Here is a 22,096-nt window from a genome sequence, read left to right as displayed (position 1 = left end):
TGGAGGAGATGTGCCGTTGCACGCGATGGCGGCCATTTAACCTCCAAAGAGAACAACTTTCGTCAGATCCCAATTCGTGCAATTGATTATCGGACTTCCCGGCGAAAAGTCCAGACGCCTATCGCGTATTATTTCGCACGTCATGCGAATCGAAGTGACTTATTGTCAACAGTCGCCGGGAGTATTCACAACTTGCGCAACAAACAACCACTCTGCGTCACCCCACCCCTTCCTGCTCTCACGCCGCTTCTGGTACCCTGCGCCCTTTGCCACCGCTTGCATTGAACCCGATGGAAACCCCTTTCAACGACCGTGGCGTCTCGGTCACGCGCAATGCGCTTTCCGCCGCCGGCCAGGTCTTCCCGCTCCGCGAGATCCTCAACGTGCGCGTCGTCACCGTGCAGAAGAACAAGGTACTGCCCATTGCCATCTCGGTGATCGGGCTGGTGGGTGCCATTGTCGGCGGCGTGTTCCGCTCGTCGGCCGGCATCGTATGCGGCGTCATGCTGGCGGTGGTGGGCTGGCTCACGTGGTCCACCCAGGACGTCACGCACCGCCTGATCGTCGAAACCAGCAGCGGCGAGCGCGAAGCGCTGTCGAGCATCGACCTCGAGTTTGTCGAACGGGTGGCGCAAACCGTCCGCGATACCATTGCAAGCGCTCCGGCTGCAGCGCCAAAAGCCTGATCCAGCCAGCTTGCGGGCCAAAGAACCACGCCGCTCGCGGCTTCGGCGTTAACACAAAATTAACCTGAACGCCGCGAGCTTTTGCACTCGCTTGAGACTCGCGCGGATACAGTGGACTCGTCTCCACAACACGCCGCCCCAATCCGTAGCGGCGCATCACGATGTTACAGTCCACCGCCACGGTTGTCCCCCGAGGTTTGCGCTCGCTTGCGCCCTCGGCACCCGTCCGAGTCCCCCTCGTCACACTCGACGTCACCGTACCCGGCACCTCCTCGGCTACCGGCAGGCGCGCGTTGCATGCAGCGCTAGGCAAAAATCTGCGGCTTTACGTCGTCACCATCGACAAACGCAACGAGCGCATCACCTTCCGCGTCGAAGTCATCTCCCGCACCCTCGATGAAGTGATCGGCGCGCTAGCGCGCGCACTCGACCGGGCGATCCTCGGCCGCGCAGTGGAAAGCGTGATCCGCCGCCCACTCGATCTCGCCTGCGATCTTTGATCAAGATCAAGTATTTACACATATTTGCAATTCGGTATAGCGAAGCAGGTACAGTCTGCGGCTCTCTTATCCCGCGTTCCCTCCCGCAGGCCTCGCAAGCGCCTCCGCTCCACTGCCCACAAGGCAAACGGCCCTTGCGATTGTCGCCACTGCGGCACGCCTTGCAGTCCACGCTACACCGCCTTCGTCAGGGACACGCTCTTTTGCAAAGTGTGGCCCTATGTTCCTGCTGTCCCAATATTGCCTTCGTTTCCTGCGCGGCCGTTTGAGCGCCTGCACCACCGCCGCACTGGTCGGCGCGGCGGCGCTCGGCGGCTGCGCCGTCACCTTTCCGGTTCCCACGCCGCCCGCCCCCGCCGCCTCGCTGATCAACGGCGGCAATGACGGCGTGCTGATTCCGCTGCATGTCGAACGCGCCGACGAAGGTCACGCGCGGCTCGGCCTGCCTGTCCAGCTCGACGGCAAAGCCGTGTACATGGCGTTCGACACCGGCACGCAAGGCGTGCGCGTGCTGTCGTCGGTGCTGCCGGGCGTGAACTATCCCGTCACCGGCGCGGCCACCTCGCTGACGTTCGCCAATGGCGCCCAGGTGTCGGGGCCGTCGGTCAAGCTGCCGTTTAGCATGGTCGGCACGAAGCCGGTGGATGTCACCGCGCAGACCGTCAACGACGTGCGCTGCCAGCGCAGCCAGAAACACTGCCTGGCCATGGACGGCTACACCGGCGAATTCGGCTGGGCGTTCTCGGGCATCGTCGGCGCAGGCGCCGCGCAACCGAACGACGACTGCTGCACGCAGCCGCTGCGCGCGCTGCCGGGCAACATCGGTCAGCGCTATCTGGTACATGCCAATTTCGGCAAGCCGTTTGTGATTCTGAGTCCGTCGACGGGCCTCACGCGCGAGTTCACGCTGGTGCCGATGACGGCGGCGCAGAACGGCGCGGCGCAGTGGCCAGTGGGCTGCGTCCAGGTAGGCGACAAGATGCGCTTCTGCGCGCCCGTGGTGTTCTCCACCGGCAGCACTGAAATGATTCGTGTGGAAACCGACAAGGCGCCGAACTGGACCCGCGACGGCGACGAAAACGACGTGCTCGCGCAAGGCAACTACGACGTCGCGCTCGGCGTCGGCTCGTGGGGGCATCGTTATGAAAGCGCGCAGGTGACGATCGCCAAGTCGAAACCCGGCGCGAACCGCATCGTGATCGGCCTGATGGCGATGCAGAACCTCGACGTGCTGCTCGATTTCCCGCACGGGCAGCTTGGGCTGCATGCTGCCACAACGTCGGAAACGCTTGCGCCGTAATCCCGCGCGCGACACCGCAAGCGCGAAACGCCGCCGGGCCGCATGTTCCTCCATGCGGCCCGGCGGCGATTTTACATCATCGACATCGTCGATATCCTCGATGTCCTCACATATCGAGCGGCTTCACGTGCCAGATATTGCGGGCGTATTCGCCGATCGTGCGATCGGACGAGAACTGCCCCATGCCGGCCACGTTCTCGATCGCACTTTCGGCCCACGCACGCGGATTGCGAAAACGCTCATCCACCGCGTTCTGCGCCTCGGCAAACGCCGCGAAATCCGCCAGCACCATGTAGTGATCGCCCCAGTCGACCAGCGTATGGAAGATGTCCGCGAAGCGCAGCGGATCGTCGGGTGAGAAAAAGCCTGTGCGAATCTGGTCGAGCGCCATGCGCAGTTCAGGGTTCTCTTCGTAGAGCTGGCGCGGACGGTAGCCGGCTGCACGCAAGCCGTCCACCTCGTCGGCGGTATGGCCGAAGATGAAGATATTCTCCCGTCCCACGGCATCGCAAATCTCGATGTTGGCGCCGTCCATCGTGCCGATCGTCAGCGCGCCGTTGAGCGCCAGTTTCATGTTGCCGGTGCCCGACGCTTCGGTGCCCGCCATCGAGATCTGTTCGGACAGGTCGGCGGCCGGAATGATCAGCTCCGCGACGCTCACGCCGTAGTTCGGCACGAACACCACCTTCAGGCGATCGCCGACCAGCGGGTCGTGATTGACCTTTTCGCTGACGTCGCCGATCAGCTTGATGATGGTCTTCGCCATGCGGTAAGCAGAGGCCGCCTTGCCCGCGAACATCACGACGCGCGGCACCCAGTCGCGTTCCGGATTCGCGCGGATCTGGTTGTAGCGCACGATCACATGCAGCACGTTCAGCAGTTGCCGCTTGTATTCGTGGATCCGTTTTACCTGCAGATCGAACAAGGCGTTGGGGTCGAACGAGACCTTCGTATGATGCGCAAGACGCTGCGCGAGGCGCAGCTTGTTCTGCCGCTTCGCTTCGCGAAACGCGTCGACAAATCCGCTGTCGTTGCGCAGGTCGCGCAGCTTCTCCAGCTCGAACAGATCGCGGCGCCAGTGGGTGCCGATCTGCTGGTCGATCAGCGACGACAACGACGGACTCGCCTGCGCCAGCCAGCGGCGCGGCGTGATGCCGTTGGTCACGTTGGTAAAGCGCTCAGGGTAGATGCGCGCGAAGTCCGCGAAGATATCGCGCGTCATCAGTTGCGAATGCAGCTTCGACACCCCGTTGACCTTCTGGCTCGCGACGATCGCCAGATAGGCCATCCGCACGCGGCGCTGGCCGTATTCGTCGACGAGCGAAATGCGCCGGATCATTTCGGCGTCGTGGCCGGACTGTTCGCTGACGTGCTTGAGGAACTGCGCGTTGATCTCGAAGATGATCTCGAGGTGACGCGGCAACAGGCGCGCGAGCGTCTCGACATCCCACGTCTCGAGCGCTTCGGGCATCAGCGTGTGATTGGTGTACGAGAACATCTGCTGGATCTGGTGCCATGCCTTGTCCCACGGCACGTGATGCACGTCCACCAGCAGGCGCATCAGTTCGGGGATCGCCAGCACCGGATGCGTATCGTTCAGATGCACCGCCACCTTCTCGGCAAAGCGGCCGAACGTGCTGTGGGTGCGCTGATAGCGGCGGATCAGATCCTGCATGGTCGCCGAAACGAAGAAATACTCCTGACGCAGCCGCAGCTCGCGACCCGCCGGCGTGGAATCGTCCGGGTACAAGAGGCGCGAGACGTTCTCCGACATCGTCTTCGCGTCCACGGCGCTGCGGTAATCGCCGCGATTGAACGCCGACAGATCGAGCTCTTCGCTCGCCCGTGCGGACCACAAGCGCAGCGTGTTGGTGGCGCTGGTCGCATAGCCGGGGATGACCGTGTCGTAGGCCATCGCGTTGACATGCTCGGTGTCGATCCATTCGACATGCTCGCCGCGCTGCACCGTGCGGCCGCCGAAGTGGACCAGATACTGGATCTCGGAGCGCGGAAACTCCCAGGGATTGCCGGCGCGCAGCCAGTAATCCGGCGCTTCCACCTGCTCGCCGTTGACGATCTGCTGGCGGAACATGCCGTATTCGTAGCGGATGCCATAGCCGAAACCGGGAATGCCGAGCGTGGCCATCGAATCGAGAAAGCAGGCGGCGAGACGCCCCAGGCCGCCGTTGCCGAGCGCGGCGTCCGGCTCCATATCGGTCAGGACTTCCATATCGACGCCAAGGCTCGCCAGCGCCTCGCGCATCGGCTCATAGATGCCGAGCGCCAGCAAGGCGTTGGTGAAGGTGCGGCCGATCAGGAATTCCATCGACAGGTAGTACACGCGCTTCACGTCCTGCTCGTATTGCAGGCGCGTGGTCTTCATCCAGCGTGCGACCAGACGGTCGCGTACCGCGAGCGCCGCGGCGTGCAGCCAGTCATGCGGACGGGCCGTGACGGCGTCCTTACCGACACCGTACATCATGCGATTGGAAATAGAGCGCCGTAGCGCATCGACAGTGCTGTTGAGCTGGTCAAACTCCAGATCCACGGCTGTCATTGAAGCCTCCGGTAAGTGCGACACAGTACACGCGAACCGCACAGTTGACGGACGGGAGGCGCGTGCCGGTCAGGCGGGTAAATATGCAGAGTAGGACATTTCCGGCTCTCCGTCACCGGGACGCTCGGCCCACGGCGCCGCGCGCAGCGTGCCTCGCGCGGTGGGTCAACGCCCGCACCATGCACGTCAAGCACAGATACGGTGCAGGCGCGCCTCAATCAGCCCGCTTGCCTGCACTAGTATGGAGGAAGAAGAAGGCAGCTCGACGACCGCTTGCCCTGCGCATGCCGACGCCGCGCCCGCCCTCTTCATCCTGCTCCGACGGAGGTCGAGATGAACGCACAATCCATGCTCGGAATGTTCCACGCCCAGGAACTGCTGCTGGTCTCGCTGATTCGCGCCCTGCCGCCGGAGACGCGCCGCCGGATCGCCGACGAATTCCAGCAGCAGGTCGAACTGGCCGAAGCACCGCATTTGAGCGCCGGACACGAGCGCGAGACGACGGAGGCATTCAAGGCGCATATTCGCAAGCTGTCGATCTTGCTGGCTTCGTTTAGTTGAGGTTGATTTTGCCGCGAGCACCCGTGTCCGGGGGCGGCGGCCGGGCTTGACCGTTAGTTGCGTTACGAAGTCATGCCGCGCCCCTGCCCGGCCGCCAGCAGAATTTCGCCGGCTCTGTAACAATCTGTTTAACGCGGCGTGCCCGAGCGTGCGGCCTGTCCATTGGCCACGCACGCCACGCGTGCAGCCTTTCAAATCCGCTTCATCCTTTTAATCCGCGCGATTGCATCGATCCCGCGAGGCGCTCGCGAGCCGCTTCGCCGAACGACGCGCGCCATCCGACGAGCCGAGCCCGTGTCCGCGAAGACCCCGCTTTCCCCCGACTACGCGCCGCCAGGCGATGCCCCGATGTCGGCCAGCAACCGCCGCGCGATGGCGGCGATCATGCTGGCCGTCGCGCTCGCCACGCTCGACACCGCGATCGCCAATACCGCCTTGCCGGCCATCGCCGCCGACCTGCACGCGGCGCCCGCCGCGTCGGTCTGGATCATCAACGCCTACCAGCTGGCGATGGTCGCGACCTTGCTGCCGCTCGCGGCACTTGGCGATATCGTCGGCCACCGGCGCATTTACATTGCTGGGATTGCGGTGTTCACCGTGGCCTCGCTCGCCTGCTCGCTCTCCGGCACGCTGCCCTTGCTGGCCGCGGCGCGGGTGCTGCAGGGCCTGGGCGCCAGCGCGATCATGAGCGTCAATGCCGCGCTGATCCGCTACCTGTATCCGCAGCACCGGCTGGGGCGCGCCCTCGGGCTCAATGCGCTGGTGGTCGGGGTGTCGTTCGCGGTCGGCCCGACGGTGGCTTCGCTGATCCTGTCGCTCGCCACCTGGCCGTGGCTGTTCGCAGTGAACGTCCCGCTGGGCATTGTCGCGCTGGCGTTCGCCCTGCCTGCGCTGCCCCATACCACGCGCGGCGGCCACAATTTCGACCGGGTTGCCGCCCTGCTTAACGTGATCACGTTTGCAGCGCTGATCTTCGCGCTCGGCGAGGCGGCGCAGCGCGAGCCGACCCAATACGTGCTGGGCGCGGCGGCGGTGGCCGTCGTGTTCGGGCTGCTGCTGATGCGGCGCGAAGCCGGACACCCGTCGCCGATGCTCCCCGTCGACCTGTTCAAGCTGCCAGTGTTCGCGCTGTCCGCGGTGACTGCCGTCTGCTCGTTCGCCGCACAAGGTCTCGCGTTCGTTTCGCTGCCGTTCTACTTCGAAGATGTGCTGCATCGCAGCCAGGTGGAGACGGGCTTTCTGATGACGCCATGGCCGGTCGTGGTTGCCTTGGCCGCGCCCCTTGCCGGACGCTTGTCGGATCGCTATCCGCCCGGTCTGCTGGGGGCAGTCGGACTGGCGGTGCTGTCCGCGGGCATGGCGTCGCTCGCGCTATTGCCGGCGCATCCGCACGTGCTCGACATCGGCATCCGGATGGCGGTCTGCGGGGCGGGGTTCGGCTTTTTCCAGTCGCCGAACCTGAAGGCGTTGATGGCCAGCGCGCCGCCCGAGCGTAGCGGCGGCGCGAGCGGCATCATCGCCACCGCGCGCCTGATTGGTCAGACGACGGGCGCGGCGCTGGTGGCGCTGAGCTTCGGGCTTGCCGGCCGGCATGGTCCGACGCTGGCGCTAACGGCCGGCGCGGTGTTCGCAGGGGCCGCGAGTATTGCCAGCGGCTTGCGGCTATTCGCACCGTCGCATCGCGCGGCGGTGAGTGCGCCGACGTCGGCGAAGTGACCCGCCCCTCAATGCGCCGCGAAATACCCCTTCACCGCTGAGAGGAACGTGTCGATGTCCGCGCGCGACACGTCCATATGCGTGACGAAACGCGAGGCATACAGCATCTGCGTGAGGATGCCGCGCTCTTTCAGCCACGCTTCGAGCGGCACGCAATGCTGCGAGGGAAATTGTGCGAACACCATATTGGTGGCTTGCGACAGCACCTTGACCTGATCGATCTGCGCCAGACCCGCGGCCAGATGCGCGGCGTTGGCGTGATCCTCGGCGAGGCGCTCGACGTTGTGCTCCAGCGCATAGATACAGGCCGCCGCCAGCACGCCGGCCTGGCGCATGCCGCCGCCCAGCACCTTGCGCCACCGATGCGCGCTCTGCAGCAGATCCTTGCTGCCGACCAGCACCGACCCCACCGGCGTCCCCAGCCCCTTGGAAAAGCAGATGGAGACGGAGTCGAACGGTGCGCACAGCGCGGCCAGCGGCTGGCCGGACGCCACCGCGGCATTGCAGACGCGCGCGCCGTCCAGGTGCGTGGCCAGCTTGTGTTCACGCGCGAGTTGGACCGCCTCGGCCACATAGCCCGCCAGCAGCACCTTGCCGCCGATCGTATTCTCCAGCGCCAGCAGCCGCGTGCGCGCGAAGTGGTCGTCGACAGGTTTGATGGCGGCGGCGATCTTGTCGAGCGGCAGCGAGCCGTCGGCGGCATTCTCGATCGGCTGCGGCTGGATGCTGCCCAGCACCGCGGCCCCGCCGCCTTCGTATTTGTAGGTGTGCGCCGCCTGGCCGACGATGTATTCGTCGCCGCGCGCGCAATGCGCCATCAGCGCGGCCAGATTGCTTTGCGTGCCGCTCGGGAAGAACAGGCCCGCTTCCTTGCCCGCGCGCTCGGCGACGGTGGCTTGCAGGCGCAACACGGTCGGGTCGTCGCCCCAGACGTCATCCCCGACTTCGGCGGAGGTCATGGCCGCCAGCATGGCCTGACTCGGACGGGTGACGGTATCGCTGCGCAAATCGATCATCTGACATTCCTGTGTGTGAGAGCGCCTGGGCCGGGGTCGCTTTCGCGCGCTCCCGGCGTGGGGTGGCGGCGCGTGAACCAACGAGTGTATTCAATTACGACCGCGCTGCAAACCAGGCGAAAAAAGCGCGCGTCCCGACACCCGTCCCGTCACATCGTCACACTTAGCCGCCCGTTCTGGGTAGCCACGTCAGCGGATCGACAGGATGGCCGTCCTGACGCACCTCGAACTGGATCGAGCCGACGCCCCGGCTGTCCGCGCCCACCTCGCCGATGACCTGCCCCTGGGTGACGGCGTCGCCCTCCTTGACCAGCAAGGTGCTGTTCTGGCCATACGCCGTAATCAGCGAATCGCTGTGCTTGATGATGATCAACGGCCCATAGGCCTCGATACCGGTGCCCGCGTACACGACACGTCCCGCGGCCGCGGCCTTGACCGGATCGCCGATCCTGCCGCCGATCACGATGCCCTTGCTGCTACCCGGCATGAAGGGCTTGAGGACCGGTCCACGCAGCGGCCACAGCAAGGCGCCCTGCTGCGCGACCGAGCCGCCTGCCGGAGCAGGCGGGCTCACGCCGGCCGGCGGCGGCGCCACCCGCAGCACCTGGCCGACCGTCACGCTAGCGTTGGGCAGCAGACCGTTCCAGCGCGCCAGATCCTGGGGATGCTGGCCGTAGGCGGCCGCGATGCCCGGCAGCGTGTCGCCGGGGTTGACGCGGTAATAGCCCGCGGCCACCTGCCCGGTAGGCACGTTGCCGGTCTGATAACTCCCGGAGGTGCCGTTGTACGAGGATGAGTTCTCGCCCCACGGCGTCATCGTGCAACCGCTGAGCGCGGCCACGACCGAAACAGCAATCAGAACCTGCGAAGCTGCACGTTGCGACTTTTCTGTCATCTGATAATCCTCGGCACGTGAGTCAATCAATCTTCAAGCGTCCGCGCCCCGGCGGGTCATTCGCCCGGCGCCTGGGTCCGCACTTTGCTTGGCGCTCCGAAACAATCCCGTCCGCCACGCTCAAACACTACCCTCGGACTCGACCACGAGGATGCGCGCTTCGCCCTGCGGATGCGCAACATGCTCGGTCCCGACCGAAGCAAAGAAGACATCGCCCGTCTCCAGCAGCACGGAGCGTTCCTCGCCCGCTTCGCGGTAGCGCATCTCCACCCGGCCGTCGAGCACCGCAAACACTTCCTCGCCGTCGTTGACGTGCCACTTGTACGGCTGATCCGTCCAGTGCAGCCGCGTAGTGATGCCCCGCATGTTGGCGATATCGAGCGCGCCCCAGGGACGCTGCGCCGTAAATGTCTTGCTACGGATAATCTTCATGATGTCCGGGTATGCCAAATGAATCGACCTGATCGGCAAGGTCATGGTGCGCTGCACAGAAGCGGCGGCAGACCCACGCCGGACCGGCTTGTGCAGCGCAGCGGCGCAACCTGCGCCGTCGAATCCGCTCGCGCCATTATAGGGTGCGCCGTTTGCGGGCCGCGCCCGGCGGAGCCCCACCGCGCGCGGCCGCAATTCGTGTGAGCATTGAATCCCTCCCCGCCTCGCCTATACTGGGTCTTGCTGACGCAACGCACAGCAGGCGAACCGCTCGCCGCCATGTCCTGTCCGTGAGGAGCTCGGGGATGAACAAAGCCACGTTTCTGGCCGTGCAGTTAAACATCGAAGATGTCGCGGCATCCCCTGGTCTGGTCGAGCTGCTCAATACTCACCTCGTGTTCGCGGCAGACGTGGCCGAGGCGGCCGACGCCCTGGTCCAGCTAGCCAGCATTGCCCGGCTCTCGAGCGGTGTCGAGGCAAGCGTCGAGCTTCCCGCCGTCGCGCTCGAGCGGCTGCGCGAGGCGCTCGACAACCTGAGCGGCTACGACGAATCGTGGCTGCTCGCACTCGAGCCCAGCAGCGAGCTGTTCGACGATATCGCGCGCCGGCGTCGCACGTTGCACTGAGTTGGACTGAGTTGGACTGAGTTGGACTGATTCGCACTGCTGCGGGCCGGCGGCTTCTGCCCCTGCGCCCCTCCGCTTTCGTTCACCGCACGCACTGCCTTGCGGCCCCGGCATGTTCCACGTCGGCGCTGCCTCGCGGTGTCGGGCGGGTCACTCTGAGGAACTGCCGTGAAAAGTCTCCTGAACCGACGCAGTGCATTGCTTGCCACTGGCCCCTCCCACCTCGTCCAGGTGGCCCACGACAGCGCCGCGTCGTCACGCGGCGCACACGACGCGCACGACGACGCGGCCACGTCCATCGCAGCCGCGCCGGCGCCCGCCTCCGCCGAGGCAACCGAGACCGCGCGGCCCGTGACCACCTTGCGGCCCGTGCCGGTCGTACCCTCGCAGGTGAGCGGCCGGCCCGTGCAGATGGCCGATACCGCTGAAGTGGAGTGGCTCGCCGAGGAAGAAGCGCTGATTCCGTTCCGGGTCTTCCGAAGTTTCGACTACTCGGTGAGCCTGTTGTTCCATGCCCGCGAACTGACCTACTACGTGGCCCTCTACCAGGAAAGCGCGCTATGGCGAGCGCTCAAAGCCGCAGACCTGGACGCCGCGGAGGCCGCTTTCCACCACTTCGAAGAACAGGCCACCCGCCTGTCCGAAGGCGAAACCCGCCGCGCGCAACTGGCGGCCCAGAACGAACAGCTCGCGCGGATGATCGCGCAATCGGAAGCCCAGGCGGAACGCTTGCGCTGCGACCTGCAGCGCAACGCCGCGCAGGAACAGGTGGTGACGGGACGGCAGCATCAGGTGCGCAAGGAGGTCGCGCAACTGGAAGCGCAGCGGGTGGCGGCGCAGGCGCAATTGAACAAGGCGCACCGGCAGATCCACCAACTGAATCTGACCAGCAACGAAGGGGTGCCGCATTTGCCCGGCCGTTGACGCAACCGTGACGTCGCAACCCGACAAGTGGGATGCCGCCCGGGCATCCTTTACCGCGTCCGGGGCGCCAAAACAAACAGCCCGGCCCACCCCATGACGGGGCGGGCCGGGCTGCGACGTTTGGCGGACCGAAGTCCTGCGTTCAGGACCAGTTGGCGTGGAAGCTGCCCGGCTTGTCGACGCGCTCGAAGGTGTGCGCACCGAAGAAGTCGCGCTGCGCCTGCACGAGGTTGGCCGGCAGACGTTCGGAACGGTAAGCGTCGAAATACGCCACCGCCGAGGCAAACGCCGGCACCGGCACGCCGGCCTTGATCGCGGCGATCACCACGTCGCGCAGGGCGGCCTGATAGTTCGACGCGATGTCGTTGAAGTACGGATCGAGCAACAGGTTGGCGATGGCCTTGTCCTTCGTATAGGCATCCGTAATCTTCTGCAGGAAGCGGGCGCGGATGATGCAGCCTGCGCGGAAGATCTTCGCGATCGTGCCGAAGTCGAGATCCCATTTGTACTCTTGCGACGCGGCCCGCAATTGCGCGAAGCCCTGCGCGTACGAGATCACCTTGCTGAAGTAGAGCGCGCGGCGCACGGATTCGATAAACGCGGTGCGATCGCCGTCGAACGCTTTGGTTTCCGGTCCCTTGATGACCTTGGACGCCGCAACACGCTCCGTCTTCAGCGACGACAGCACGCGCGCAAACACGGCTTCGGTAATCAGCGGCAGCGGCGCGCCGAGGTCGAGCGCATTCTGGCTGGTCCACTTGCCGGTGCCTTTTTGCGCGGCGCGGTCGAGGATCACGTCGACCAGGTCCTTGCCCGTCTCGTCGTCCTTCTTGCTGAAGATCTTCGAGGTAATTTCGATCAGGTAGCTGTCGAGTTCGCCCTTGTTCCATTCGGTGTAGACGTCGCCCAGTTCCTTGTTCGACAGGCCCACCACCTGCTTCAGCACGGCGTAGCTTTCGGCGATCAGTTGCATGTCGCCGTATTCGATGCCGTTGTGCACCATTTTCACGAAGTGGCCCGCACCGTCCGGCCCCATGTAGGCGACGCACGGCTCGCCGTCCGGCGCCTTGGCGGCGATTTCGGTGAGGATCGGTGCAACGAGGTCGTAGGCGTCGCGCTGGCCGCCCGGCATGATGGACGGCCCTTTGAGCGCGCCCTCTTCGCCGCCCGACACGCCCGTGCCGATGAAATGCAGGCCGGCCTTGGCCAGTTCCTGGTTGCGGCGAATCGTGTCGGTGAAATGCGTATTGCCGCCATCGATCAGGATGTCGCCCTTGTCCAGCAGCGGTTTGAGCAGGTTGATGGTGTCGTCGGTCCCGGCGCCGGCCTTGACCATCATCAGGATGCGGCGCGGCTTTTCCAGCGACTCGACGAATTCTTCCAACGTGAAAGTCGGCACCAGCTTACGGTCAGGAAATTCTGCGATCAGTTCATCGGTTTTCTCGCGGCTGCGGTTGAACACGGACACCGCATGGCCGCGGCTCTCGATGTTGAGTGCCAGATTGCGGCCCATGACCGCTAGCCCCACTACGCCGATTGCCTGTTTGCCCATTTGAATTCTCCAGATTCCAGATTGTCGTGACGCCGCGCCGGAATTGCCGTCGGCGGGACGTCGAGGATGAAAGCATAAAAGAAATGCCCGATTGCCGCTCGCTAGCTGTGGCCCCTGCGTTCGAATCTCCTTCGCAGCCGCTTCGCCCGCTAGCGTTTCGTGAGCACCAGACTGAAATTATTCGCCGGCATCTCGACCGGCTCCCCGCACGCAAACCCTTGCGCCTCGCCGAGCGCCGCCACGGCTTCCATATTGCGCACGCCCCAGGCGGGATTGCGGTTGCGCAACTGCTGGTCGAACGCTTCGTTGCTCGGCGCCGTGTGCGCGCCGTGACGGCGGTACGGCCCATACAGATACAGTACACCGCCGCTGCCGAGCAGGCGGCTCGCGCCGTCGAATAATGCCTGAGTGGCCGTCCACGGCGAGATGTGAATCATGTTGATGCAGATCAGCGCCTCAGCCGAATCGATACCCCACGACGGGCGCTCGACGTCCAGTTCGAGCGGCGCGCGCACATTGGCGAGGCCGGCATGAGCGGTCCACGCGGCGATCGAGGCGCGTGCGTCGGGATTGGGGTCGCTCGGCTGCCAGACGAGGCCGGGCAGCGCCGCCGCGAAATGCGTCACGTGCTGGCCCGTGCCGCTGGCGATTTCCAGCACCACGCCGCTGGCGGGCAAGACGCGCCGCAGGACGGCGAGGATCGGCTCGCGATTGCGTTCGGCGGCGGGGGCATGCTGGCGCTGCGTGGGATCGGATAGGGTCATGTTCGATAAGGGCTCGTGCGCGGTCTCTCGACTGGTGAACGGTCGTGGCTGACGGCATCGAAGGTTTCGCCGCGTTCCATTATCGGCGATCTGAGGTCCATCTGGCGAGCCGTCAATCCAGCGCCAGGCGCGCGGCCAGCGCCGTCAGCGTCCCGGCGCACGGCGCGGCGACCTTCAGCGCCAGCAGCGGGTCGGCGCGCGTGCGGCCGAGATTGATCGCGGCGATCGGCTTGCCCATCTTTTGCGCCCACACGCAGAAGCGATAGCCCGAATAGACCATCAGCGACGAGCCGACCACCAGCATCGCGTCGGCGGCTTCGAGCGCGCGGGTGGCGTCGTCGACCGTCACCCGCGGCACGTTCTCGCCGAAGAACACCACCGACGGTTTCAGCAGTCCACCGCAATTCGGACACGCCGGAATGCGAAAGCCGCCCAGATCGTGCCATTCGAGGTGCGCGTCGCCGTCGGCGGCGGGCTCGGCGACCACGTCGAGCAGCGCAGGGTTGTCGGCTTCGAGCGTCTGCTGGATCGTCGCGCGGGCATGCCGTGTGCCGCAATCCAGACAGGTCACGGCGCCGATGCTGCCGTGCAGTTCGATCACGTCGCTGCTGCCCGCGCGTTGATGCAGCCCGTCGACGTTCTGCGTGACCAGCGTCGGCACATGCCCGGCGGCTTCGAGTCGGGCCAGCGCGCGATGCGCGGCGTTCGGCTGAGCCTCGGCCACCACCGGCCAGCCGATCATGCTACGCGCCCAATAGCGCTGCCGCGAGGCCAGCGAGCCGAGAAACTCCTGCAGGGTGATCGGCGGCGAGCGCTTCCATTCGCCGTTTTCGTCGCGGTAGCCGGGGATGCCGGAGTCGGTGCTGATGCCCGCGCCGGACAGCACGAACAGACGCGGGTGGCGCCGCACGAAGTCATGCAGTTCGTCGAGCGTGGGCATGTCGGGTGGGGCGGGCGTGTCGGGCTGGAGGTCGGTCATGAGCGCGGACGGTCGGAGCTAGACGGGGATGGCTGGCGTGCTTGCCACGCAGCGAGCGCCGCGTGATAGCGATCGAGCGCGTCATCGTACAGATCGAAGACACAGGGGCTGCATCCGCTATGACAGCAATCGTCGGGGCCGGGCCGCACAGGCGGCACCGGGGGTGGATCGTCGAGCGGGTGGTCCTGCGGCTGGTCGCGCAGTGCGTCCTTCGGCGAAGCTTGAGGCACGGCACTATCCGGGTGACAGGGATCAGTCAGTATAAATTGATCCGACACGCGGCGTGCGGCGGGAACGGCGGCAACGCCGTTTCGCCGCCCTCACCCACGCCCGACAAACGGCATCTTGCTTGCCATGATGGTCATGAACTGCACGTTCGCGGACAGCGGCAGATTCGCCATATGCAACACCGCATCGGCGACCAGTTCCACATCCATCAACGGCTCGATCGCGATCTCGCCGTTTGCCTGCGGCACGCCACGCGCCATCCGCTCGGCCATCTCGGTGGCCGCGTTGCCGATGTCGATCTGCCCGCAGCAGATGTCGTACTTGCGACCGTCGAGCGAAACGGACTTGGTCAGCCCGGTGATGGCGTGCTTGGTCGATGTGTAGGCAATGCTGTTCGGACGCGGCGCATGCGCCGAGATCGAGCCGTTGTTGATGATGCGGCCGCCGCGCGGGGTCTGCGTTTTCATCAGGCCGAACGCTGCGCGGGTGCAGAGAAACACACCGGTCAGGTTGATGTCGACGACGGCGCGCCAGTCTTCGACGCTGAGTTCGTCGATCTCCACCGGCGGTCCGCCGCGCCCTGCGTTGTTGAACAGCACATCGAGGCGGCCATAGCGCTGGCGGATCGCATCGAACAGCGCAGCGACGCCCGCCGCGTCGCTCACGTCGCACGCAACCGCGAGCGCGTCCGCGCCGCGTTGCCGCGCCTCGTCGGCGAGCGCATCGAGCGGCGCCTGGCGGCGTCCGGTCAGCACCACGCTATAGCCGTGTTCAAGCAGCCTGCGCGCCGTCGCGAGGCCAATGCCGCTGCCCGCGCCGGTTACCAGCGCCACTTTGTTTGTTGCAGTCACAACGAGTCTCCTTGCGGATGCGCCGCACACGACCCGTCACGCGTGACGATGCTAACGGGTGGCCGGCGTTCGCGCGCGGCGACGTCGGATACGCCGCGCGCGAAAGGTTCAGGGTGGGTTTTCAGCTCAAGGTGGACGGCCGCGCATGCCGGCAACATCCACGGGATGAATCGCGTCCAGCAACGTACCACGTCTGCGCGTTGACGGCAGCGAAGTCCGCAGGCAGCTTAACCGACCTGCGAAGGCCGCTCAGCCGACGTTCATCGGCAACAGCACCATCTGCCTGCCCTGCTGATGCAGGCGCGTCTGGATTTCGACGGGGGTCTGGTTATGCAGCCACGCGGTCAGAAAGTTGACGCGCTTGAAGATCAGCTTGCTGGCAAAGCACACGCTGTTTGGAAACTCGTCCATGGTCGTGTCGGCGAGCTTCATGAACTCGATGACCGGATGCGTGCCGAAGGCCATGCGGTAATCGGCGGCGATGCCATGCTGACGGCAAAACCCGACGTAATAGGCGAGCGACGCGCTGATGGTCTGCTGCAAGCGCTGCAGATTTTCTTCGCCCTCGTAGCTCTTCGCGTCCACTTCCCCCACCGCGAGAAAGATGATGCTCTTGAAGTGGCCGGGAAACAGCCGGTTGACCCATAGCAACGCATGCATGCTCGCGCCACGATGCTTGCCCACCAGCAGGATCGCCGTAGGCTGCGCCGGATCGGGCTTGAGCAGGGCCGCTTCGTCGGTTAGCGCAGGCGGCTCGCCGGCAAAGAGCGCATCTTCTTTGGCAAGCTGCGTGCGCGTATCGCTGTAATGGCGTTTGATGAGAAAGCACAACGCCACTACAGCGCTCGTCACCAGCACGGTCAGCCAGCCGCCTTCCGTGAACTTCTCGATCAGCGTGATCACCAGCACCGTGCTCGTCACCGCCAGCCCGAGCGCCGACAGCGCAAAGTGCCGCACCCAGCCGCGTTCGTGGCGATGCTTCCACCAGTAGGTGCACAAACCCAGTAACGACAGGCTGAAAGTCAGAAACACGTTGATGCTGTACAGCACGACGAGAATGTCCACGTTGCCGCGCGTCCACATCAGGATCGCGAGACTCGCTACGCCCATCACGACGATGCCGTTCTGCCGCACGAGGCGCGTCGACAGGTCACGGAAATGACGCGGCACCCATGAATCGGCCGCCATGTTCGAGAGCACCGCCGGCCCGTCGAGAAAGCCGGTTTGCGCGCCGACCAGCAGCAGACCCGCCTCGAAGGCGAGCACCGCCGCCAGCAACGCATGACGCGCGAATGCGGAGCCGAGGCCCAGATGGTCGATCACGCTGCCGAACACCACCGCGTTGAGCGTTTGCCCTTCCACCGGCTGGGCATGCCACAGCATGTAGAGCAGGATGATGCCGCCCGCGGTGAACGCGAGCGATGAGGCCATATAGAACATCGTCACCTTGCCGGCCGGCACGCGCGGCTCGGCCAGCATGTTGACGTTGTTCGAGACCGCTTCGAGGCCGGTATAAGTGCCGCCGCCGAGCGAAAAGGCCCGCATCAGCAGCGCCGCGACCACGAGCGGTCCCAACGCATGCGACATGCTATGCGCTTCACCCACGGCGCCCGGCACCACGGCGGCCAGATGATTGCCGTGCACGGCCACGCCGTAGACGATCAGCCCCAGGTGCAGCACGACAAAGCCCATGAAAATAGGCAGCAGCACCATGATGGATTCGCGCATGCCGCGAAAGTTGAGACCGGTCATCAGTACGATGAGGATCAGCTCGGTGGCGAGCTTGAACGCCTGCGCGCCGATCGGCAACAGACTGAAGAAGGCATCGACGCCGCTCGCCAGGGACGTCGCCACCGTCAGCACATAGTCGACCAGCAGCGCCGCGCCGGACACCAGGCCCGGACGCGGGCCCAGCAGCGCGGTCGCGACGCGGTAGCCGCCGCCACCGGTCGGAAACAGTTCGATCACCTGGTTATAGCCGAGCGCGATGATGAACACCGTCGCCGCAGTGGCGAGCGCGAGAAATAGCGCGAGCTGGGTGTGCTGGCCGAGCGCAAGAAACGCTTCTTCCGGCCCGTAGCACGACGACGACAAACCATCGGCGCCGAGCCCCACCCACGCGAGTATCGGTGTGACCGCGATCGCGTGGCGGGTGCGGGGATCGAGGGGATCGAGGGGCTTGCCGAAGAGCAGTTGCCACACCTTGTTGACCGCTGTCATGGCGTCTCCTCGCGAGGGATGTCGTCAACTGACTACGCATTGGAAATGTAGGGCAGTTCCCTGCCATCTGCCAGTCGGCGTTACCCGCTGATCCACCACACCCGTGCAAATGGGTGATTGCGGAAACAAATTGTTATGTTATAACATCCCACAATTCGCAGATCGGGCTCGCCTGCCAGGCAATGCGGCGCCAGATAGCCCGGTGCGACAAGAGGATCTTCCACCGCACAACAAGAACATGAAACATCACACACTGATTTCGCGTGCCGCATTGCTGTTGTTCGCGCAGACAGCTTCCCTGCATGTCCTCGCCGCCACCGCGGGTGCTCCCGCGACAGGCAGCGTCGCCGATACCCAGGGGACTGCGGCTGAAAGTGCTAGCGCCGACGGCAGCACGCCTCAACCGTTGAGCGCAGCGCCGCAAAAAGACGGCACGATCGACGTCAACGTTCAGGCGCAGCGCCTCAACGTGGCGCGTAACGGCCTGCAGCCGGACGTCGGCGCGAGCGTCTACCGTTTCACGCAAGCGGACATTCAGGCCTTGCCGCAAGGCGATAACACGCCGATCAACCAGGTCCTGCTGCAGGCGCCGGGCGTCGCCAACGATTCGTATGGTCAGCTCCACGTGCGTGGCGACCACGCCGACCTGCAATACCGCATCAACGGCATCATCATTCCCGAGCCGATCAGCGGCTTTGGGCAGTCGCTCGACACGCACATCGTCGATCAGGTCAACCTGATCACCGGCGCGTTGCCCGCGCAATATGGCTATAAAACCGCCGGGATTGTCGACATCACGACGAAATCAGGCGACCTCGGTAACGGCGGCGCGGTCGACGTGTACGGCGGCAGTCATCAGACGCTGCAGAGCAGTGCCGACGTCTACGGCTCGCAAGGACCGCTAAGCTATTTCTTTACCGGCACGCTGGGCGTGAACAACCTCGGCATCGAGGCGCCGACCTCGGACGGCAGTCCATTGCACGACCACACGCGCCAGGGCAACGGCTTCGGCTATCTGTCGTACATCATCAACCCGCTCACGCGCGTGACCTTGATGGCGGGCACCGCGGCCAATCAGTTCGAACTGCCGAATACGCCGGGATTGCCGACCAATTTCGCGCTCGCCGGCCAGACGACGTTCAATTCCGCCAACCTCAACGAAACGCAATCGGAGTTGAACAACTTCGCCGTGCTGGCGTTGCAGGGCACCAATGGCGGTGCGCTCGACTACCAGGTGTCGCTGTTCACGCGCTATACGCGGACCCAGTTCAATCCCGACCCGATCGGCGATCTGATGTTCAACGGCGTGGCGTCGAGCGACTTCCGCAGCAACCAGGCAGAAGGCGCGCAGGCCGATACGACGTTCCGGCTCAACGACGCGCACACACTGCGCGCCGGCGTGTGGCTCGAGCAGGAACGCGCCGTCTTCAACGACAGCGTCTCCGTGTTCCCGGCCGACGCCAACGGCAACCAGCTCTCCGACGTCCCCTTCACGATCAACGACTCGGGCGCGAGCACCGGCTATCTGTATAGCGCGTACCTGCAGGACGAGTGGAAGCTCAATAACAAGCTGACGCTGAACTACGGTCTGCGTTACGACGGCATGGACGAATACGTGCATGCGAGCCAGTTGAGCCCGCGCATCGGTCTCGTGTTCACGCCGACCAACGCCACCACGCTGCACGCCGGCTACTCGCGCTACTTCACGCCGCCGGATTTCGAACTGGTCTCGGCTTCGACGGTCACGCGCTTTAACGGCACCACCAACCAGAGCGAAGTCACCCAGGACAGCCCGGTGCAGCCCGAGCGCAGCGACTATTTCGACATTGGCGTGACGCAGCGCCTCACGCCTGCGCTGACCGTCGGGCTCGACGCGTACTACAAGATCGCGAGGAACCTGCTCGACGAAGGTCAGTTCGGCACCGCGCTGATCTACACGCCGTTCAACTACCAGTACGGCCGCGTCTACGGACTCGAATTCACCACCAACTATAAACAGGGCAACGTATCCGCGTATCTGAATGTCGCGTACAGCAAGGCGCAGGGTAAGGACGTCGACTCGGCGCAGTTCAACTTCAGCGCGGCGGAGCTTGCGTACATCGCCAACAACTGGGTGTATCTGGATCACGACCAGCGCGTGACCGTTTCGCTCGGCGGCGCCTACGACCTGGGCAAGACCACTTTCACGGCCGATGCGCTCGTCGGCAGCGGCCTGCGCAGCGGCTTTGCGAACACCGACAAGCTGCCGTGGTACGGGCAACTCAATCTCGCCGTGATCCAGCATTTCAACGAACCGATCGTCGGCAAATTCGAAGCCCGTGTCGTGCTGATCAATGCGATCAATAGCGTGTATGAACTGCGCGACGGTTCGGGCATCGGCGTCGAAGCGCCGCAATACGGTCCGCAGCGCGCCATCTACGCCGGTATCACCAAGCGGTTCTGATCGCGTCGGCGACGGCCAGGCAATACGAGGAGTTTGAGCATGAACGACTGGACCAATCTCGCCGAGGCCGCGCGCCTCGGCGGCTGGGTGATCTATCCGCTGACCGTGCTGGCGATCGTTGCGCTCGCCATCACGCTCGACCGGGGCTATGCGTTCTGGCGGTTCGCGCGGATGCCGCAAGCAACGGAAGTGGCGGGGTTGGCCGGGCTCGCGCAGCTTTCCAACGGCTTGCCGCAACAGCATGCCTTTAGCCGGATTGGCCGTCTGCTCGGCGACGCGCGCGCGCCGCTGTGGCGCATCGAAACGCGGGTCGAAGCCGCCGCGGCGCAGATCGAACGCGACATGAGCCGTGGCCTCTGGCTGCTCGAAACCATCGTGACGGCGGCGCCGTTGCTGGGACTGCTAGGCACGATCGTCGGCATGATGCATTCGTTCAAGCTGATCGGCGGCGATGGCCTCGTCAATCCGTCGGGCGTCACGGGCGGCGTCGCGCAGGCGCTGATCGCCACTGCGATCGGTCTGGTCATTGCCCTCGTCGCGCTGTTTGCGTTCAACTTCTTTTCGCGCCGCATCGACCGGTTGATGGACGACCTCGAATCGTTCGCCAATGAAGCCCTCTGCGATCTGCGCCTCGCGAGCGAAACCGCCGGATTGTCGTCATGAAACTGCGGCGCTCACGCCGCTCGAAGCGCGGCCGCATCGAGATCATCCCAATGATCGATGTGATGTTCTTTCTGCTGGCGACCTTCATGCTGACCTCGCTGGCGATGCAGCGTCTCGACGCGGTACGGATCAATCTGCCGCAAGGACACGCGCAGCAGTTGTCACAGGACAAGCCGCTGACGCTTTCGGTGAACGAAGCCAATCAGGTGTTTATCAATCAGCAGGCCGTGCGGCTCGATCAGGTGACGCCAACGATCGCACGGCTGCTGCGCCCCGACGCCAATGTGGTGGTCGCCGCCGACGATCATGCTTCGCATGGCGTCGTCGTGCAGGCCATGCTGGCCGCACGCGCGGCCGGGGCCGAACACTTTCTGGTCGCCGTGCATCGTGAGTAGCAGCGTGCAACGGCTGCTGGGGTTCGTCGACCGCGAGCGCGTACGGTTCTCGATGACGTTCGTGCTGGCTGCGGTGCTGTGCCTGGCACTGCTGGCGCGATCCGTGGGGTGGTTGTCGAGCGGTGCGCCGCCGCAGCACGCGCCGACGACGATGGAAATGCGTCTGGTTGAACTCGCGCCAACGCCGGCACCGGCAGCCATTGTCCCGGCCACGCACCCACCAGCGGCACCGCCGCCCCAGGCTGCAAAGCGCACTTCGAGCCAGGTGCAAGCGCAGCAACAGCCGCTTACGCACGCGGTCCCGTCGCGCAGCAGTCAAGCCCCCACAACGCCGCCGCGTGAAGAGGCGCGCTCACCCACAGAACCGGCCACGCACGATCAACCTGTGGCACCTGCAGCGCAATCGCAAGAACAAGGGCCAGCGCAAGCGCCCGCCGCCACACAGACCGCATCGAGCGCGACAGCAACGCCATCGAACGGCACGGTCTTCTCGGCGCCACCTGCCTCAGCCGGCAGCACCCAGGCACGCCTGGTCTCGCAACCGGTGCCGGTTTTGCCCGACGACCTGCGCGAACAGGGCTATCAGCTCACGGCCGTCGCGCGCTTCAAGGTACACGCAGACGGCACCTTCGACGTCGAACTGATCAAGCCGACGCAAAATCCGCGACTCAACCAGATCCTGCTGGAGACCTTGCACCGCTGGCGTTTCTACCCGGCCATGGAGAACGGCCATCCGGTTGAAAGCGATCAGGACGTGCGGGTGCATTTCTCGGTAAGCTGATCTGAGT

General features: G+C 64.9%; 21 protein-coding genes. 11 read left to right on the top strand and 10 right to left on the bottom strand.

Annotation, left to right across the window (positions count from 1 at the left end; translation table 11 throughout):
• Positions 1 to 290: 290 nt before the first annotated feature.
• The 3 genes from P3T42_RS09485 to P3T42_RS09475 all read left to right on the top strand — a co-directional run bounded on the left by P3T42_RS09485 (position 291) and on the right by P3T42_RS09475 (position 2,486).
• The gene (locus P3T42_RS09485; protein WP_074294597.1) at positions 291 to 686 is read left to right on the top strand and encodes a DUF6232 family protein; all 396 of its coding nucleotides are present in this window, start codon (positions 291 to 293) and stop codon (positions 684 to 686) included.
• Between the two features lie 161 nt (positions 687 to 847).
• Positions 848 to 1,186 carry a hypothetical protein gene (locus P3T42_RS09480; protein ID WP_429305840.1) on the top strand — a complete coding sequence of 113 codons (339 nt, stop codon included), beginning with the start codon at positions 848 to 850 and terminating at the stop codon, positions 1,184 to 1,186.
• A gap of 220 nt (positions 1,187 to 1,406) precedes the next feature.
• Positions 1,407 to 2,486 carry a hypothetical protein gene (locus tag P3T42_RS09475; protein WP_429305839.1) on the top strand — a complete coding sequence of 360 codons (1,080 nt, stop codon included), beginning with the start codon at positions 1,407 to 1,409 and terminating at the stop codon, positions 2,484 to 2,486.
• Positions 2,487 to 2,592: 106 nt separating this feature from the next.
• Here the strand turns inward: P3T42_RS09475 and P3T42_RS09470 are convergent, their stop codons facing one another.
• Positions 2,593 to 5,043 carry a glycogen/starch/alpha-glucan phosphorylase gene (locus tag P3T42_RS09470; protein ID WP_429305838.1) on the bottom strand — a complete coding sequence of 817 codons (2,451 nt, stop codon included), beginning with the start codon at positions 5,041 to 5,043 and terminating at the stop codon, positions 2,593 to 2,595.
• Positions 5,044 to 5,376: 333 nt separating this feature from the next.
• Between P3T42_RS09470 and P3T42_RS09465 the strand changes: the two genes are divergently transcribed.
• Together P3T42_RS09465 and P3T42_RS09460 are read left to right on the top strand one after the other, a co-directional pair.
• On the top strand, positions 5,377 to 5,604 hold the full coding sequence (locus tag P3T42_RS09465; protein ID WP_074294593.1) for a hypothetical protein: 228 nt from the start codon (positions 5,377 to 5,379) through the stop codon (positions 5,602 to 5,604).
• Between the two features lie 348 nt (positions 5,605 to 5,952).
• Positions 5,953 to 7,320, top strand: coding sequence for an MFS transporter (locus P3T42_RS09460; protein WP_429305970.1), 1,368 nt, complete (start codon positions 5,953 to 5,955; stop codon positions 7,318 to 7,320).
• 8 nt (positions 7,321 to 7,328) lie between these two features.
• Here the strand turns inward: P3T42_RS09460 and ltaE are convergent, their stop codons facing one another.
• The 3 genes from ltaE to P3T42_RS09445 all read right to left on the bottom strand — a co-directional run bounded on the left by ltaE (position 7,329) and on the right by P3T42_RS09445 (position 9,663).
• Entirely contained in the window at positions 7,329 to 8,336 is a 1,008-nt protein-coding gene (ltaE, locus tag P3T42_RS09455; RefSeq protein ID WP_429305837.1) for a low-specificity L-threonine aldolase, read from the bottom strand.
• 163 nt (positions 8,337 to 8,499) lie between these two features.
• Positions 8,500 to 9,231: a peptidoglycan DD-metalloendopeptidase family protein gene (locus P3T42_RS09450; RefSeq protein WP_429305836.1), complete on the bottom strand. Its 732-nt coding sequence runs from the start codon at positions 9,229 to 9,231 to the stop codon at positions 8,500 to 8,502.
• A 120-nt stretch (positions 9,232 to 9,351) separates the two neighbouring features.
• Positions 9,352 to 9,663 (bottom strand): cupin domain-containing protein, encoded by a 312-nt coding sequence (locus tag P3T42_RS09445; RefSeq protein ID WP_074297130.1) that lies wholly within the window; start codon positions 9,661 to 9,663, stop codon positions 9,352 to 9,354.
• A gap of 305 nt (positions 9,664 to 9,968) precedes the next feature.
• Between P3T42_RS09445 and P3T42_RS09440 the strand changes: the two genes are divergently transcribed.
• Together P3T42_RS09440 and P3T42_RS09435 are read left to right on the top strand one after the other, a co-directional pair.
• Entirely contained in the window at positions 9,969 to 10,289 is a 321-nt protein-coding gene (locus P3T42_RS09440; protein ID WP_429305835.1) for a hypothetical protein, read from the top strand.
• A 168-nt stretch (positions 10,290 to 10,457) separates the two neighbouring features.
• Complete coding sequence (locus P3T42_RS09435; RefSeq protein ID WP_429305834.1) at positions 10,458 to 11,213, top strand: DUF2968 domain-containing protein; 756 nt, start codon at positions 10,458 to 10,460, stop codon at positions 11,211 to 11,213.
• Between the two features lie 142 nt (positions 11,214 to 11,355).
• On the opposite strand, the gene gndA is transcribed toward P3T42_RS09435, so the two are convergent.
• The 6 genes from gndA to P3T42_RS09405 all read right to left on the bottom strand — a co-directional run bounded on the left by gndA (position 11,356) and on the right by P3T42_RS09405 (position 17,807).
• Positions 11,356 to 12,765, bottom strand: a complete 1,410-nt coding sequence (gndA, locus tag P3T42_RS09430) for an NADP-dependent phosphogluconate dehydrogenase (protein WP_429305833.1) — start codon at positions 12,763 to 12,765, stop codon at positions 11,356 to 11,358.
• 149 nt (positions 12,766 to 12,914) lie between these two features.
• On the bottom strand, positions 12,915 to 13,529 hold the full coding sequence (locus P3T42_RS09425) for a DUF938 domain-containing protein (protein ID WP_074294587.1): 615 nt from the start codon (positions 13,527 to 13,529) through the stop codon (positions 12,915 to 12,917).
• Positions 13,530 to 13,641: 112 nt separating this feature from the next.
• Positions 13,642 to 14,508, bottom strand: coding sequence for an NAD-dependent protein deacetylase (locus P3T42_RS09420; protein ID WP_429305832.1), 867 nt, complete (start codon positions 14,506 to 14,508; stop codon positions 13,642 to 13,644).
• Positions 14,505 to 14,738 carry an oxidoreductase-like domain-containing protein gene (locus P3T42_RS09415; RefSeq protein WP_429305831.1) on the bottom strand — a complete coding sequence of 78 codons (234 nt, stop codon included), beginning with the start codon at positions 14,736 to 14,738 and terminating at the stop codon, positions 14,505 to 14,507. The genes P3T42_RS09420 and P3T42_RS09415 overlap by 4 nt, the downstream gene beginning before the upstream one ends.
• Positions 14,739 to 14,828: 90 nt before the next feature.
• Complete coding sequence (locus P3T42_RS09410) at positions 14,829 to 15,587, bottom strand: SDR family oxidoreductase (protein WP_074294585.1); 759 nt, start codon at positions 15,585 to 15,587, stop codon at positions 14,829 to 14,831.
• A gap of 249 nt (positions 15,588 to 15,836) precedes the next feature.
• Complete coding sequence (locus P3T42_RS09405; RefSeq protein ID WP_429305830.1) at positions 15,837 to 17,807, bottom strand: APC family permease; 1,971 nt, start codon at positions 17,805 to 17,807, stop codon at positions 15,837 to 15,839.
• A gap of 238 nt (positions 17,808 to 18,045) precedes the next feature.
• On the opposite strand from P3T42_RS09405, the gene P3T42_RS09400 reads away from it, so the two are divergent.
• From P3T42_RS09400 to P3T42_RS09385, 4 genes are read left to right on the top strand one after another with little or no spacing between them, the layout of a single operon-like run.
• A complete protein-coding gene (locus P3T42_RS09400; protein WP_429305829.1) occupies positions 18,046 to 20,250 on the top strand; it encodes a TonB-dependent receptor in 2,205 nt (734 codons plus the stop codon).
• 39 nt (positions 20,251 to 20,289) lie between these two features.
• Positions 20,290 to 20,913 carry a MotA/TolQ/ExbB proton channel family protein gene (locus P3T42_RS09395; RefSeq protein WP_429305828.1) on the top strand — a complete coding sequence of 208 codons (624 nt, stop codon included), beginning with the start codon at positions 20,290 to 20,292 and terminating at the stop codon, positions 20,911 to 20,913.
• Complete coding sequence (locus P3T42_RS09390; RefSeq protein ID WP_074294581.1) at positions 20,910 to 21,308, top strand: ExbD/TolR family protein; 399 nt, start codon at positions 20,910 to 20,912, stop codon at positions 21,306 to 21,308. The genes P3T42_RS09395 and P3T42_RS09390 overlap by 4 nt, the downstream gene beginning before the upstream one ends.
• Entirely contained in the window at positions 21,301 to 22,089 is a 789-nt protein-coding gene (locus P3T42_RS09385) for an energy transducer TonB (protein ID WP_429305827.1), read from the top strand. Before P3T42_RS09390 ends, P3T42_RS09385 begins: the two co-directional genes overlap by 8 nt.
• The last annotated feature ends 7 nt before the right edge of the window (positions 22,090 to 22,096 follow it).

The organism is Paraburkholderia sp. GAS38, assembly GCF_050434965.1.
Taxonomy (GTDB): Bacteria; Pseudomonadota; Gammaproteobacteria; order Burkholderiales; family Burkholderiaceae; genus Paraburkholderia; species Paraburkholderia phenazinium_A.
The sequence above is the reverse complement of the archived record's forward strand: the minus strand, read 5'-3'. Positions and strand labels throughout refer to the sequence as shown.

Bases quoted from the DNA above. Each gene is read 5' to 3' on its own strand.
- P3T42_RS09485 (WP_074294597.1), top strand. From the start codon at position 291: ATGGAAACCCCTTTCAACGACCGTGGCGTCTCGGTCACGCGCAATGCG.
- P3T42_RS09480 (WP_429305840.1), top strand. From the start codon at position 848: ATGTTACAGTCCACCGCCACGGTTGTCCCCCGAGGTTTGCGCTCGCTT.
- P3T42_RS09475 (WP_429305839.1), top strand. From the start codon at position 1,407: ATGTTCCTGCTGTCCCAATATTGCCTTCGTTTCCTGCGCGGCCGTTTG.
- P3T42_RS09470 (WP_429305838.1), bottom strand. From the start codon at position 5,043: ATGACAGCCGTGGATCTGGAGTTTGACCAGCTCAACAGCACTGTCGAT.
- P3T42_RS09465 (WP_074294593.1), top strand. From the start codon at position 5,377: ATGAACGCACAATCCATGCTCGGAATGTTCCACGCCCAGGAACTGCTG.
- P3T42_RS09460 (WP_429305970.1), top strand. From the start codon at position 5,953: ATGTCGGCCAGCAACCGCCGCGCGATGGCGGCGATCATGCTGGCCGTC.
- ltaE (WP_429305837.1), bottom strand. From the start codon at position 8,336: ATGATCGATTTGCGCAGCGATACCGTCACCCGTCCGAGTCAGGCCATG.
- P3T42_RS09450 (WP_429305836.1), bottom strand. From the start codon at position 9,231: ATGACAGAAAAGTCGCAACGTGCAGCTTCGCAGGTTCTGATTGCTGTT.
- P3T42_RS09445 (WP_074297130.1), bottom strand. From the start codon at position 9,663: ATGAAGATTATCCGTAGCAAGACATTTACGGCGCAGCGTCCCTGGGGC.
- P3T42_RS09440 (WP_429305835.1), top strand. From the start codon at position 9,969: ATGAACAAAGCCACGTTTCTGGCCGTGCAGTTAAACATCGAAGATGTC.
- gndA (WP_429305833.1), bottom strand. From the start codon at position 12,765: ATGGGCAAACAGGCAATCGGCGTAGTGGGGCTAGCGGTCATGGGCCGC.
- P3T42_RS09425 (WP_074294587.1), bottom strand. From the start codon at position 13,529: ATGACCCTATCCGATCCCACGCAGCGCCAGCATGCCCCCGCCGCCGAA.
- P3T42_RS09420 (WP_429305832.1), bottom strand. From the start codon at position 14,508: ATGACCGACCTCCAGCCCGACACGCCCGCCCCACCCGACATGCCCACG.
- P3T42_RS09405 (WP_429305830.1), bottom strand. From the start codon at position 17,807: ATGACAGCGGTCAACAAGGTGTGGCAACTGCTCTTCGGCAAGCCCCTC.
- P3T42_RS09400 (WP_429305829.1), top strand. From the start codon at position 18,046: ATGAAACATCACACACTGATTTCGCGTGCCGCATTGCTGTTGTTCGCG.
- P3T42_RS09395 (WP_429305828.1), top strand. From the start codon at position 20,290: ATGAACGACTGGACCAATCTCGCCGAGGCCGCGCGCCTCGGCGGCTGG.
- P3T42_RS09390 (WP_074294581.1), top strand. From the start codon at position 20,910: ATGAAACTGCGGCGCTCACGCCGCTCGAAGCGCGGCCGCATCGAGATC.